The organism is Pedobacter sp. ISL-64 (assembly GCF_018613605.1).
GTDB lineage: Bacteria > Bacteroidota > Bacteroidia > Sphingobacteriales > Sphingobacteriaceae > Pedobacter.
In genome coordinates, this window is sequence record NZ_JAGGPU010000020.1 from 18,580 (window position 1) to 35,273 (window position 16,694).

The 16,694-nt window shown below is 41.7% G+C and carries 3 protein-coding genes; all 3 read right to left on the reverse strand.

Going from position 1 to position 16,694, the window contains the following annotated elements; translation table 11 throughout:
- Position 1 precedes the first annotated feature (1 nt).
- The 3 genes from J7E57_RS21440 to J7E57_RS21450 all read right to left on the reverse strand — a co-directional run bounded on the left by J7E57_RS21440 (position 2) and on the right by J7E57_RS21450 (position 16,694).
- A complete protein-coding gene (locus tag J7E57_RS21440) occupies positions 2–9,226 on the reverse strand; it encodes an RHS repeat-associated core domain-containing protein (RefSeq protein ID WP_215131090.1) in 9,225 nt (3,074 codons plus the stop codon).
- A 95-nt stretch (positions 9,227–9,321) separates the two neighbouring features.
- Positions 9,322–10,104 carry a hypothetical protein gene (locus J7E57_RS21445; RefSeq protein WP_215131089.1) on the reverse strand — a complete coding sequence of 261 codons (783 nt, stop codon included), beginning with the start codon at positions 10,102–10,104 and terminating at the stop codon, positions 9,322–9,324.
- A gap of 11 nt (positions 10,105–10,115) precedes the next feature.
- On the reverse strand, positions 10,116–16,694 hold the full coding sequence (locus J7E57_RS21450; RefSeq protein WP_215131087.1) for a hypothetical protein: 6,579 nt from the start codon (positions 16,692–16,694) through the stop codon (positions 10,116–10,118).

Consider the following 16,694-nt stretch of genomic DNA (forward strand, 5'->3'; position numbering starts at 1 on the left):
ATTATTTTATTTTAATATCATTGATCTTTTTCCCTCCATCAATAGATTCTTTTTTAATGATACTCTTCAATTCGCCAACCAGATCATTTAAAAACTCTTTTGCCTGTGCTGGTGTGTAATTCTTATTTGCTTTACTGAAATCATTTAATGCTTTTCTAATTTGCTTCGTATAATTTGGATGATTTGCATGTACTCCTCCATCAACAACAGCCTCGCCAGCCTTGGTATACTTTTTAAGCGCAATACCATTAACAGCAGTATTAAATTCAAATCCAGCATTTACAGCATCTTGAACAACCTTCTCCTCTTTCAATAACTGAACAGGAATAATGTGATGTGCTTCTTCGCCAGCTTTTATTGCAGCACCCAAAGCTTTACGTAAAGCTGAATTATCTAATATTGCATCAGCAACTTTTGTTCCTTTACTAGCATGGTAAAGCCATTCAGCACTTTTTGCACCCCATTTTGCTGACTGCTTCAACAAACTTCCGCTCACAAAAGGAATAACTGCACCAGCTGCTGCAAGCCCCTTATCCCAGCTAGTTGCAGGAGAACCATCAAAGTTAATTGCATTGTTACCTCTTGTCATCCAAGTAGTTATTACAGTTGCATCATTTACATCAGAGGCAGTAAAAACACCCGTAAAAAAATTTTTGTACGTTTTGTTCATCCCCTGAATTACCTGCATATGATCATAGTTGGATACCCCTCTCGGAACTATCATCACTGCGGATTCCAATCCATCTCTATCTATTGCAGCTATCGGAGTGTTACTTGCGAATTGATACGGCGTAAGCTCTGGGTACTGCTTGGTAATCGGATCCACACTCAGAAACTTCCCAATCCTCGGGTCATAAATCCGCATGCCGTAATCCTGCTGGTTGCCTGTGCCTTTTACCTCATTATCGTTCTCCTTACCGTTAAAGCCATAACGGTAGTTAGACGAATTGAAAGCTCGCCCTGGCATTTGCCCACCAAAAGCATAATAATCATTTCCGCTCACCGCAACAGGAAGAAACTCATTACCGTTAAAATCGCGGTTATCGTTAATCACCGATAGCACATTGCCCAGGTGGTTGCTTAACTCAAAGAACTTTTTACCATAGGTACCCCATTGAGAAGTACCATCAGCAACAGCTAAGTTAATACTCGGCCGCCACATTCCCAAACGGCTGCTGCCATACAAAGTCTGTTCCTGCCAGTTGATGGTTCCGCCCTCATTATCGTAAACCGCTAAATTGTTGCCCTGGGCATCGCGTACGTAATAGGTATTTAAAGTACTGGTGGTTTTACTTACCCGATTGCCTGATGGATCGTAAGTATAGGCAATATTGTTACCACCTTTATCAATTGAGCGGATTTTTCCATAAACAGACCAATCGATATTGTTGACGCCACTTTGGTTATCGCCTATCATATTCCCGATCTGATCATAACGGTAGTTCTCCGCTATCTGTCCGGCAGCAAGATCAAAATCACCTGCACTTCCACCTACCGCATCAGCAACCTGCCTTAAGCGGTTAGTTGTTAAGCGACCGGTTTTGGTATCACGCTCGTATTTATAATCAAACGCATCCATTGTTATACCGCCCTGGTTGCTCCGTTGCAAAGCCAGGATGTTTCCATTCCCATCGTAAGTAAAATCTTCTTTATATTTATTACCCGCGCTACCCGAATTCCAGGTACCGCCTATGGCTTCGTGGTGCCTGAAGGTTTTGATTCTATTCAACTGGTCGTAACCATAACTGTAACCAACCGTTGCACCTCCATTAATGCCTGCAATGGCATAAGTACTGTTACTGATGTTCCCATTAAACAAAGGTTTTCCGGCAGCATCGTTATTATTGCCCTGGTAACCTTGCTCAAAAGCACCAGCGGCAGTTGAAATGGCTTTGTAATCGCCATTATAATAACCCAGGCTATAAGCCAATGCATCTTTAGCTATTGCAGTACCATCGGCACCAATATCTTTGCTGGCATCGTTCAGGGTAGCTCCGTTAACCCCTTTTAGCCAGCCCTGTAAGGTATAGGCATAATCTACTCCTTGTACTTTTGCCGTGGCACGACCCAGTTCCATCCTGGCTAATGGGCCATGCAGGTAATATTGGTACGAAGCATCTAAACGTTTATAGTCGTTATCTAATTCACTGCCAAAACCATAGCTGGTCATGTTGGCCCGCGTACTGGTCCAGGCGGCAATTAAACGGTTCTCACTATCGTAATCGTACTTATAGTAAAACTGGTCTTTCTCAGGTGTAGCTGTTCTGCTGTGCTGATAGGCCAATAGGTTTACCTTACCGCTAATCAGGTCGTACTCGTAATCGAGGGTTTTTATGCCAAGGCCATTTATCTGCTGATACAACCTTTTCACATTTCCGCCCACATCGTAGCTGTAATAACTGGCGTTAATGGCTGCAGTACTTCTATTATCGCGATAAATACTGGCCGATACCCTTTTGCGCAGGTTATCTTGCTCGAGGGTAATATTTACGCCCGCTGATCCTGGCGCTTTATCATCGTAAAAAGTTTGGGTAATCTGGCTATCTGCTCCTGTATTATTGTTCAGAATTTCGCGGTACCGAGAATCTTCCAGGTATGGTGTTGTTGGTTTTTTATCTCCTGTAAGATTTTTCTGGCCAACTTCAAAAATCCTGCCCAGCGCATCGTAATTGGTAAAGCTATAATCTGAAGTTGCTGCCTGTTTTGCATTTTGCGAAAACACCAAACGGCTCAGGTAATCGTACCAGAAATTGCTTGCCCCACCATCTGGTGTTTCCTGTTGTAATACCTGGTTAGTGGCATTATATACATAACTGGTTTTAAGTACATGCCCAGGGTAAATACCGTTATATTGCGTTTCTTGGGTACTGTTATCGGCAAGGGTAGTTGGTCCGCCTGGTGCCGGTTGGTTAAAACGGAACCTGGCTATCGCGTTTTCATCAATTGCTGCAAAACAGCCACTAGCTGCATTGGCCGCAATTTCACCGGCCGACATTAAACGGTCGTGGTAGGTCCTTAAATATTTAATATTGGCAAAATTATGGGGCATGGCAATCGGGTTGCTGGTAATGGCCCAGCCACAGCCCGCTGTAGGTGCTCCGGCAACAGGTGCATAACCTTTACCGTTTACATAAATCTGCAGGGCACCCTGCGCCAGATTGGCGCCTTGCACCACAAGGTGTGTCCATGGGGCAAGCGGAAAAATATCGCTTACATCTGCGGTAACATGGTTGCTCAAAGTAATGCTTACATTATCTGCCGCAGTTTGGTTTAGGGTAAAAATATCAACATTTACCAGATTACCGTTTACGCAGGCCTGTAGCATATATTTCATATCAGGCGTGGTGCCTATAAACTGGCGGCTACCATCTAAAGCCGCATATAACCACATTTCTATGGCGTTGTTGCCAGTATTTTGTAAGATGCTGCTTAAGTTACTAAGCGCGGAGGCTTCAGTGGTTATTGGTCGTTCTGGTTCTCCACTGCAATCGGATGTTTTGAAGGCACGGTTACGCTTAACCAGCTCCATATCGTTGGGTTGCAAAAGTGTTACCCCTTCTGGTGGTACGGTGCGGATCAGGTTCCCGGCCAGATCATAATAGTAAAGCGTATAATGATAGGTCTGTTCTTTTGCAGTCAGCGTAACATTGGCCTTTGCAGCCGCGCAGGTACTGATGTAAGAATCTGCAAATTTCTGGCGTTCTTCGGCAATGTACACTTCGTATTCCCTGTTCCCCATTCCGTAAGAGAGTTCAATCAACGATTTTGCACAGGCATAAGGATCGTCGGCTATTGTGCCATAACCGGTTTCGTTACAGAGTAGTCCGCTACGGCCTTCAAAAGCATTATAGTCATCATAACTCAGGGTAAAACCGAACTTCTGGTTGATATAGTTGGTCACAATGGTTTGGTAATTGCTCCAGCTGGTATTAATGGTATTATAAAATGCAGCACGCATCTCGGTCATGGCTGCATCAAATTCACCTTTAGTAATGCAGCCTTTTGTTCCTTCCTGTAAAAAAACAGGGAGTTTGATGTCTTTTTTAAGGAGATGTTTACAGTTCTCACAGCCTTCCACCAATATTAAAAATTCGGGTAAGCTAAGGTTCATTACTGTACCATACTGATCTTTAAGATTCTGATAAAATACGGCATTATCAGTTGATGTTCTTAAACTGGCCAGTTTATTACAGAGTAGATCAGTTGTTGACGAAATAAACTGCTCAGTGGCCTGCTGCAGTGGTTCGTAAGGGTATGGTGAATCGATAAGCCATGGATTAAGCAAGTCATCAAATGCGCCAATGTTTAAGGTAAAACGGATCACATCACCAAAGGAACGGGCCTGATTACCATTTATGATTAAGGATGGCTGTCCATCTGCCAGTGTACTGGCTCCAAATGGGTGATTAACATCTGCTGCTTTACTGCTCAAAGCGATTAGGTTTGCCCTTAAAGTATTTCTATCAGACTCAGCTATGGAGCGCGCATCAAGTCCCTTTTTTAGGCGCTCTATCCATACATCGGCCAGGTAATTACTTGCTGTTGCGACCTGGCTGCTTAAAGCAGCCTGTTGATCACTTTCGTATTGATAAGGATTTGTAGATGCCTGGGTAACTACCGGATCGAAGCTGCTTTTCTTTGTAGCGTATATAGGTGGGCAGCTGGCAGCATCATCAAGTCCTGTAATTTCTACAATACCATCGAAATAATTGTCATCAGCAACACAAGCACTTCCGTTATCAGTGTATGCTCTTGTTTGATAGATTAACGAGTTACTAGATTGACCAGCTACAATGGTTACATAACTAAACCAGTACTGAGGTGGCTGAGGAAAACTTCCATAAATATGATAAAACTGCAGTTTGATCGTAATATTACTCGTAGCTATTACTGGTTGATTATTGGAATTAACCAACGTAAAGATCAACTGGCGCTCCTCGTTGTAATAGTATTCGTTTCTACACATATAAACCGGAGGATTACTATATTGTTCGGTATATATGATATGGTTGCCACTTGTAATGCCAAAGCTTTGACTTTCCTGAATATTTTGCACCTCCTGCCCATCAGTACTGGCAGAACGGGCTAAGGCCATTGTTTTAGATGCCTTACGCTCTTTTAAAAAGCGTTCTATTTTTCTGCGGTGGCTAATTACCGAACTGGTATCGGGTATATAATTTGCAACATATACGTTTCTAAAAATTTTATATTCGCCTGCCCTGATTTTAAGCGCGAAATAAGGTTTAAATGTATAGTTACCAAAACGTTTTCTAAAAGCACTTTTTTTGGCTTCAACGCCAGATTTTGCCTGTGCTTCAGCTACAGTACTTACACTATAGATGACATGGCTCTGGTAATCGGCTACTACCTCTTGGTTCACTGTACGTGAGGCCTGTAACTGAATGGTTTCTTCGCATGGCTGTACCAGATTGGTGTTTACGTTATCAGCAACAGCACGCATCATTGATGATACTGGCACATCGCATGGATTACCGCCACCACCACCGCCTCCGCCACCGGGATTAAGGTTTGTTATGCAAGTGCTTAGCCATACGTTGGTATAGGAGTAAGCGCTTCCATTTACATAAACATTCAGACACGGATAAAAATAGGTTGGTAATGAGTCTCCATTTGGAGGACAATAAGCTGGAGGTTCATTATTTTGATCATAGCCCTCTATAACTGTGAAATAATAACGCTCAGGATAATAGGTCCGGTAAAACTTATTAGGCCCGTTCAATTCATCAGCATAAATTTCGTAAGTTAAACCACAGCCAACGGGTATTGGCTCTTTACAGATAATTTCCCAAACACCGTTATAACGGGTGGTACTGCTACCCAATATTACATCAATACAAGGTTTAAAGGTCATACTTACCGTATTTTGACTACAGTATCCCGCAGCATTTGGAGGGCTAGAAATATTACCTGCAACATAGTAATAAGTAGTTTGAATATTGTTCAGAATATCTTTGGTCCTGTAGGTGTTTGTGCTTACCAAAAAGCTCTCTGTACTCATTAACCTGCTGGTACAAGTATTTCCGGTTGATGGCGCTCCCTGATTGGTACTAAATGGCGCACCGATAACACACTTACTATCCTGGCAGGTAGTTGCATCCCTAAGCTGGTTATAATATTTGTTTTTTAGCTCTAAGTACTTGGTGCGGTATAACGCCCATTCGCGATCGAAAACCCTGCAGGCATAAACTGGCGAACAATAATCCCAATTGTTGGTTGGGGTACCAGCGCCATTGGTGGTTGAACCTTCCGGTGCGCAGTAAATTAAGAAATCAACTACTTTACTTAAACTTTTGGTACTGATACTGGTTAGGTTTAACACCTTGTTGCTATACTGTTGCAGATCAATCAGCATTTGAGGAGCATAAACGCTTCCTGCACCATTAAAAAACGGATCCAGACTTAACAACCAGTTTGCAGTATTATCGGTATTATAACCTGCCGTTGAAGCCTCTTCTATGGCTTCGATTTTCTGATCCCACATTTTACTGGCCACCTGCTGGTTACAGAAATCGAGCTTACACTTTTCGGGGTGAAAAGTAAGAAACACTTCAGCCCATTCGGGTTTCCAATATTTTACCAGATCTGCATGACTAAAATTAGCATCATAAGGAGAAGTTGTGCTGCCATCTTCTTTGGTTACCAAATTTTCTTTATAAGCCGTACTTTCAGAATCGGTTGGTATAAATACGGTATTATGGAAATTAATCAGGAGCACATTGGTTAATGGCTCTGTCATATTGCCCTGTGCATCGAGCATAGCGTATTGCCCACCTGGTGATACATCCAATAACATGGCTTTGCGGTAAACCTCGCAGGGCGACGAAAGCTGAGCACACTTTCCTACTAATACCGTAATACTATCACTTATTTTAGTGAAAGTTGTATGAATTACGGCATTGTAGTTATCAGGGTTCTCCTCTCCCAATTTCATCAATTTATCTTTAAACATGGCCGTAAAAGCCTGTTCTGTTCCCAACTTGGCACGTGCAGTGCTACAATCGGTAAAACAATTTGAGAATTGATTCTCTTCTAAATACTTAATTACAAAGTCGGCACGTTTTTTTAGTACCAGCGCTTCCTGCCCTTTATTAATAAAATTATCGGTAAACTTATCAATCACCTTTTTACTCAATGCAAAATTGAAGGTGATGTAATATTCACCAATATTTGGAAAAATGGTACTGATACTATCGGGCAGGTTACTGATGTAATCGCACACCACATCACTAGTTCCTATTCTTAGCGTATCACCTGGTAAACTAAATGGGATTTTATTTTTACAATCATCTACAATGCTCACCGTAAGTTCGTAATAACAACTGCTGCAGGGATGAAAAGGTCCTTCAGGGTAGGTATGAATCAGCTTTTCGAGATCAAACTTAAACTTTGCATCCCCGGTTACCGACGCCATGTAGGTGGTAGTTGCCGAAAGGCTTAAAGTACTGGCGTTAAACTGAAATTGCTCGGGCTTTAAAATATTGCTCCGCACCTCTTTTTCAGCTGGTTTTGAGGCAAGTCCGTCTACGTTATCTGGTGTTCTGCCCGCCAGCGCTGTAGCAACGGTTTTACCACCCGCATTTAAATAACTGATGCTGATTTGCCCGTTCGGATCTACCACCATGTTTTTAAGATAGTGCTCAGCATAACCTACATCGTTACCGAATAAAATATCCAATTCCTCTTGTTGTGGTTTACCATAATAATAACGGGTAGTACGTCTTCCGCCTTCTGGCCCAGGCTGAAACATCGGCCCAACTCCGCCCTGAAGTTTGATTCTTCCGGTATTATCTGCGGTATACTGCGTTACTGATAATGGGTATTTTTCAGCATCGGGAATGTACTTATTAAAATCCCTTTCTCCGCCCAATGTAGTACCCAAAAATTCGCCCGAATAGTAATTCGATGCTCCTGAACCTGTGCCCAATTTAGCTGGTTGTATTTCGCAGCCGGAAAGATTGAGATTGTTCAAACTATAAGGATGTCCTGCCTCATCGACGTTGAAAGCGGGGAAATAGTGAAGAAAGGAAGAACCGTTGCTTTCTCTTACCGGGGCTGGAAGAATACTGGCTGAGGCACGGCCAAACTGATCGTACACGTTTTCCTGCACCACCGCTACATTATCGCTGCTGTTCAGGGTTACCGTTTGCCTGCCCCTGAGGGAGCCATCAAAATAACTGATTACTTCTTTCTTTTTGCCTTCTTCGGCAAAGGCGGCAGAATATTGCCAGTTGAGATTCGGCTCGTGCCAGTCTAGCGGCCATGCCGCATATTCGGTATTGTTTTCCTTAGTATAAAACCACTCACCTTCGTTCCTCAAACCATCAGGGGTATAGCTAACCTGTCTGATCCTGACCACAATGTAATCGGCATTATACACCAATGAAATGGTGTCCTGCTGTTTATTATAGGTGGTAATGCGGGTAGCGTTGTTCCTAAACATGGGCGCAATCTGCGCGCTACTGTAATTGGTAGAACTTATGGTATTTGGGGGTGCCATACTTTGGGCCATAGCCCCCCATTCACTTTCAGCGTCAACAGCTACCCATTCAATATCATATTCTTCAGCGCCCAAAACAGATCCCCAGCTTAAGGCAAGTTGCCGGTTGTTGTTAATCCTCGTACCAGCAGTTAATCTTCTAAGTCCACTTTGGGTACCCAAAGTGGTTTCGCCATTTAGACCGATGAAAAGAAAAGGTTTAAAAACGTATTTCCGGTCGATATCGATATGACTGGTTAACTGAATTACCTCTGGTAGCTGGCTGCCATATTGCGGACTCGAAATACCGGTTACATACACTTTTACATAATACCCGTTTTCGAAAGAAAAAATATCCTTTCCTTTATAAGCTGCTCCGGCTGTTTTATCGTAATTGATGCTGAGACTGGCCGAATCGATTTTGGTTGGTTCTACCTGTGCAGGACTGCTAAAATATTCTACCCTGAAGGTTAATTTACAACTAAAAGACTGTGCAATGGCCTGCTCACTAAGCAACTGTAGTGAAACGGTATTCTTTACCGAAATATTGGTAATATCGGCCCAGTTAAATGATGGGTTTTTAAACTTTTCGTCTTTTACCAATAACGAATCGCCAACCTTGATGCGGCCCTTCAAAAAGTTTTGATAGGGTTCTACAGCTGCAAAAGCAAACTGCTGAACAAAAAGCAACACCACTGTAAAAAAAACAAAACGGAGCGTTCTTAACATATTATCTTTATTCTTAATTCCTTATGGTATAAACCAGCGATGATCAGCTGATTTAAAATATTTTTCAATCTCTAATACACTAAACCTCAATAGGTTTACATGCGCACAATTACTTCGTAACCTTTATAAGCATCGGTGGTACTGTATTGATTCTTAGCCAGCTTCCTTAAGATGCGTGTGCTCATCAGTTTCGATGCATCGGCAAGCGTATTGGCATACCTAAAATCGACTGTTTTATCTTTTTTGGCATTCAGAGGATCATCTATATTGCTCATCCTGATGCTTACCCCTTTTACATGGAGATTAGTTTTATCAAAATAAATAGCATATTCTTTACACTGGATGTGGTTGGGGTTCAAAAGTGAAATCCTGTTTTCAGTAGCATTTACCACATTCTCCCTGATCTGATATTCTTCTTCTTTCATCCGCTTAATAAGCTGTTGCATATCGGGCAGAATATTTTGCGCGGTGATTTTTTTGCCCTGTGATACCAAAATTTTCTTTTGCCCTTTATCTACATAGATGTAAAGGCCATTGGCATTCAATGTTTCGGTTAAACCCAGGCTCGAATAAAATGTAGTGCCCCGTTTAATTAAACGGTATGGGAGCTTGCTTACATTTTGGCTGCTATCGCTCCCATTGTGCACACTAAGCTTGCCACTGATGGAAATATTTTCCTGATCGAACTGGAGATCTTTGGCAATTTTGGCCAAGCGCTCCAGTTTTATGGTATCCACAACAAAAACGGTATCAACAGGTGCTACTACTTTAGCAACAGGTTTTTTAGCCGATTTTTTTGCCATGCTTGCAAAAGATACGGCCAGGCCAATACCCATGGCCAGCGATAAGAATATGATGTTTTTATAGCGGTTTTTCATTTGTATTATCTTTAGTTCTTTCTGTACGATGATCGGCTTTCTTTAATGGTGGCAATACCTCGTTCGGTTTCTTTCTTTACCCGTACCAGCGATCCTTCATCATCATATTCGTAAAAAGTAGCAAAGGCATTTTCATCCAGTTCGGCCATCAGTTTAAAACTGCGACTATCGTAAGCGTAAGATTTTAAGTGTGCTGCTTTAGGGTGGATGCGGATATCATCCAGCTTTACACCATTTGTAGATTTAACAATCAGCTGCAAGGTTGCTCCAGGAATATCTCCAAAAGAACCTCCTGTATAAATGGTACCTTCCATTAATTTCCAGCCTTCTACTATCGCCTTGCATTTTAAATCTACCGGAGTTAAAGTGCTGCCATCACCTTTAATGTTGATATTCAGATCTGTGCTACGGATTAAAGGATTGTTATCCTTAACCCAAACATTAAACAGATATTCCTTATTGGGCATAGGCTCAAAACCGTTTGGATAAAGACCTGTGGTTCCTAAAAGTGAATAACCCGTAGCAGATGAACTGAGATAACCAGCCGTTTTATGTTCTGCGGCATGGATTTTGGTATCTAGTAAAATACCCGTAGAATAGATATTGAGACTGGATCTACCACTATGTGAAACCGTACTATCGATCAAATTCGTCAAGCCCTTATCGCCAACCGGGTTATATAACTCACCTTTAATGGTTTTATTTTTAAAGGCTACACTATCACTATTAAACTTAGATCTATAATCTTCAAAAGAATTTATGTAAACTTCCCTATTCATGGCGTTTGAAGCCACCGCAGCTGGTAATTCTCCGTTAAAATCGAATTTAGCGGCACTGTAACGGTTTAAAGCATCTTTATTTTCAAGCTCCTGGCCATACTTATCGTATAAGGTTACGGTATTGGCATTTACCCAGTTTGAAGTTGGATTCTGAATCCAACCACCACCGTTTGCATTGCTCCACCAGGAGGTATAAGTGGTTAAAAAGCCTGTTTTTTTAAGGTCCATACCCCGTTTACCCGCTGTAAAAACATCGTTGTATTTACGTGTGGTTTGGTAAACTTTGCTTTGGTAAGGGCGCCAGTTGCCAATGAAGCCTTGTATATAGGGATTGATAATTTTAACTGTTCCGGGTTGAACGACATCACAAACACCGACCGGTTGCCCATTTGAATAACTATAATGATAGGTCCTGTAATTTGCTCGAAAATAGGTTTCTAAGGTAGAATAGGTTGAAGATTGAAATAGAGTTGAAACAGTAGAAGATTGAGTAGGAATATTCCCTCTCAATTGTGCAGTACTAAAAATGATATTAATTCCACTACCGTCACCTGCATTTTGAATTTGCTGCAATGTATTATTGTAAAGTTCAACTCCTATAGCCTCATTTGGTAGTGAGCTTTTGGGTATTGTCATTGTAATTTTATGTACACCTGCCGTTAGATAAACGGGCAAAACTGTCCATTGATTTACTGGAGAAACATATGTAATTCCGTCATCAGTACAATCAAAAATATAACTCATCGATGAACCATTTCTTCCTGCGCCAACATAATAAGTTTTTGTTTGGGGAACAGTAAAACTCATGCTAAATTCATAAGTATTTTCCCAATTTACCTCTACAGGGCAAACATTAGATGCCTTTAACCTTCCAGGACTATTGAAAAAACTACCTGCAATGTTACAATACAAATAGGCAGCCAGGTTATTTGTAGCCTGAACAGGTTCAGTATCAACACAAGCAGAGGCTCCTGAAGAGGGTACGTACTCATTTTCACGCATGTACCAATTCAGGGATTTGTCTTCAATGATTTCAGCAGGAATAGAAGAATTAAAATTATTTATCACCCAAGCCTCATCAAAAAGATTCACCGAAGTAGAAATCACCTTTAAACTGCTTAGGTCACCTGTCGAAACCAATTTAAACTGACTACCCTGTATTGGGTTTTCCATACAAACCACGCTTGTGGTAGGTGTACCCAATATATTGCGGTAGCCCGAGCGGATAATTTTGGCCAGTGGTATATTTACAGTTACAGTTTTACCCTCACGGTCGATTAATCTTTTGGCACCTGCAGTTTCAATTACCCAATAATGGGTACCTAAAGCCACATCTACCCATTCATCGCCCGGCATTACAAAACTGCTGTAAGTTGCATTTTGTATCACACCATTTGTACCCGTATTAAAGTCTTTTACCATCGTACCCAGGTTCTGGTAAGCTGCGCCCATGCCTTTGTACATCCAGTAAGCCGGCAGGTTTACCGAATAATAATCCTGTTTAAACTCATTCTGGGTTTTGGTTACCAGCGCTTCGCCCGTAACACCATCATAAGCCACATTCTCTACCGCTATAGAAGAACCATTTTCGGTTTTAATTACTTTTTTAATCAGTCCATTAGTGTGTATTACCTTTACTGCACATGCAGACCTAAAAAGTTTATATTCGCTGTTCGTCCCAAAAGGAAGATGCGGTATAAAAATTGGAATACCGAAGAAAGGTAAAGGAATTACGTCTCCTCCAAAGTTAATAGCAGTACCATTATTGCTGCTTTCTTGTTCCCTAAAATCGGTAAACAGTTCTATATCCCTGCCAATTACACCAGGGCCTACCTGCCCCTTTGCGTTAATGATGCTCACATTATTGTTTAACCGTTTTTCTACCGCCTTTGGGTTATCTACCTGATATTCGTACACCGACGATGAAATTTCTGCACCCGATTGATTAAAGATGCGATTGGATTTCGGCTTTCCATGCATATCGTTCAGTTCAATCATATATCCCTGTGAGAGGATCATTTCTTCTATACTATTGGTCGAAATAATTGAATACTGTTGCTGTGGCCTTGGGTTGTATTTCTGCATCGGCATAGCGGTTACCCGCACCGGAAAATCTTTTGCGGTATAAAACTCATTCACTACATAACCAGTTTTTGGGCTATTGGCAATAAGAATTTCATTGCCATCCTGATCGAGATCAACTACGGTAACTTTACTATAACCCACACTTGCACCGGGGTATAGCGATTCGCCAAAAGGTTCTTCCAGCTCGAAGTAATTGTTAATGGCACCCTTTATTTTTTGCACATAAGGTACAGGCTGGCGTAATGCATTTTCATCACTACCTACCGAAGGTTCGTAAGCGGCAACACCACTACTAATCTGTCGGCCAGTATCATCCTTTGTAGTATAGGTGTAACTTTGCCCGTAACTGCCAGACCTGGCCGCACTACCGCTGAGGTTGCTCCATTCATCACTGATTGCGATCTTTTTCACCCTGGCACCGCCGCCTATTTTGGCTTTTGAATTTAAGCTTATCCTGGCAAAAGAACGCGAAACATCAATGTTGGATCCATAACCTTTTCTTTTCGCTTTTTGATAAAAATTTTCGCGCAGTTCTTTTAAATTGCCTGAAGCATTGAAAATAGCTGTAATGGCAGCTTCAAATCCCGATCCGTTATCCTCAACACGGTTTTGATAACCTGGGTAGGCAAATTTCGGATAATCGTTTTTAAGTTTCTGCCAGGCTGCAAAACGGATGGGGTTAGTGGTTACATCGCTTTCGCTTATCTGCTCCAATATCAGTTTGACCTCGCTACCTTCGAAATGCACACTATCTACCCTACAGTAGGCAGGTACAAAATCATCCCCCCCATTTGCCGCGGGTGCATTGGAATTGCCCAAATTGATGGTCGATTTGGTATAAATATAATCGGAACCATTTAAGTAGTTCTTTTTAAACCACCTGGTTTTATTGCGCTCGGTACTGGGTGGCTGTTCATCAACCGTTAGGCTAATTTCATCTGCACCACCGTTGTTAAGCCGATAAGGCACCATCACTGCAGCGCGTTTATTCTGTACGTATGCATAATCATCAGCTTCGTAGGTTACGGCAATTTTCCCACCAGAAGGAAGACCGATGCTGCTGATGTTCCAAAGCCCTGCTGCCTCATCTGCCCGGGTTTCATCCTGATCGGCATAAGGATACTCTTCGTTGTTTAATCCACCGGGGTTAGCGCCCTGCTTATAAGTTCCCCACCGATCGGTATTCATTACTCCATAGCGCACCTCAGGATTATTATTATTTAAGCCTTTATTGTAATTAAATGCATAGGGATGATTAGATCCTTTATGGGTATTGCCATATTCAAACCATACCTTTTGTAAAGTAAGCTTTCCACCACCCTCTGCAGCTGAATTTGGCGTGCTCTTACACAGATCATAACCATATTTAAATTTCACAACCTTGATTGGTTTGCTATAGTCGTGTTTAGAATATAATCGGATTTCTACTAATTGCTTCTGTTTAGCAACCGAGCTAGGTTCTCCCTGCCAAGATTTTACCCCTAAGGCATCATCTCGGTCTTTAGTAATAAAAAAGGCCACCTTATTTTTTGATTCGATAGAGTGTACATAATAAATCTCTTTTTCGCCATATACGATAGAGCCCTTATCATCATCAGGATCTGCCAGTTGCCCGCGGTTTAAACTGGCTTCGGGAACATGGGTATTATCACTCTTTTTATTGCCATAAGGTGTACGCCATCTGTAATTCGAAATCCTGCTGTAATTAAATTTAATAGCTGTTCCATCATCATCGGACGTAATACCATCGCTGGTTTTATCTACATAATCTGGCGATAAAATACCAGAAATAAGATAGCTGTAAGCATAGGCAGGCTGCTTTTCAGTGTGAAAATAGTCGTCAATCCCTCTTCCATCAGTCTTCAAAACACTATGAGGTGCAAGGGGATTAATGTTTACAATATCTGTTCTACCGGTACGGTTATCATTGGTATTGGCTAGAGCGAAAGAAATTTCTTCTTGCGCCAGGTTATATACCGGGATGCCGTATACCATACGCTGGCCAGCCCCACTGGTTACAGTAAGCTCAGAAATGTGGTGTTTTTGTCTGTAACCCGTATCACGGAGCTCTTTGGTTGGTTCAACGGACAAGGGGTTAAACTGGGCAGGATTAAATCCAATCTCATCAATAAAATTGTAATGTTTAATCTGTTTATCCATTCCAACCTTTGCCGCCTGCGCTGCTGTAAGGTAAGAAACTACTGATGATTGAACTTCTTTATTCTTCTTTGCAAGAACAGGTATAGACTCTGTGATGGTACTGTTATAGCCAAATACTTTTTTAAAGGCTGCATTAGCCGTTTTTCCTGAAGTTGAAACCATCAGTGGCGTTACACTACCTAAATCATCTGAAAGTTGCTTATCCTCCACATTATTTTCTCCTGCGTGCTTGAAGAAAACATGCTGTGCTTTGGGATCGGTTAATGATTCTTTCTGAAAATCACCATTTTTCAGGTAATTGTTATTGGCTGTCCACTTGCGTGATACATTGGAAGTTCTTTGATTAAATATAGCGACTCCACCATGAGCGTAGCCACCAACCCCAATATCAAAGCCTGCGGTATTCGTTTTAGAAGCATCGTTCACTTCATTGTCAAAATAAACACCTGTACCGCCACGGTAAAGACGGAACTGCCCAGAGCCTGCCTGACTATTGTAACTAAAAACATCGGGAGTTCCAATAGGCAATGCTAAGTTTGGAAGTTCAGGAATTACGGGATTTTCCTTTTCACGAAGAAAATCGTGAACAGCATTTTTGGTATCCTTTCCCATTTCCGAATAAAGAAATCCGTATTCAGGATTTTCTAGTTTCCCATCATTTACTACTGATCTAATATTTCTATACCCTGTACCTCCTACTCCTGCATAGCCTCCAAAGAGCGCTCCGCCTACATCTACACTAAAAGACGAATAATCGGAAAAATAAGGATACTGTATTTTGGGCATGATCGGTTCTGTATTGAAGTTATAGGTATTACTAGTACTGGTCATGAGTAAATTGTGACCAAAACTGAGCGACTTCAACCCAGAGCGGGAATTATAACCTAGAGAAGAGCTAAAAGAAGAAGACAACAATCCTTTTTCCCTCTTATTATCAAAAATAGACAGTGATATATTTGGCGTCACATCTACTCCCGAAGAAGTATTGGAAAGCACACCAATGCCCATACCCGCCGTGAGCATACCATCATTTGCCAATGAAAAAGACATACCGGCATTTGCGCTAATCTCTGCCCCCATCCCTGTATAATTATCGCTAAAAACCCCAAAGCTAAAAGACCCCCTTACCTTTGCCCCTCCAAACCATTCTGCCCTTGCGGTTAAGCGGCCACCAACGGTAACTTTGGCCTTGGTGTAATGTTGTGTCTTTAATTTATCGCCATTAAAATCATCAGGAATCCCCCTAAGCTGCCTGTTAATTGCACCCACATTTAAATTCCATCCCAATCCTACCCAACTGGCTTCATCGTCAATACCTGTCCCAGATTGGTAATTCAGGTTAATGGGATATCCATCAATATCCATTAAAGGAATATTATATTTAAAATCTCCACTAAACAGATCAACCATATCAGATACGCCAACCGGCTGAAAAGATTGCGCCTCGGGCTGAGAAGGCCCGGAGGTTAGTGCCCATGTACTGATTGGCTGTACGAGCTGTAAAAGCCATAGGGCCAATAAAAATCTTGCGGTAAATTTAATCCTGCTTCTGTAACTGTAATTCAT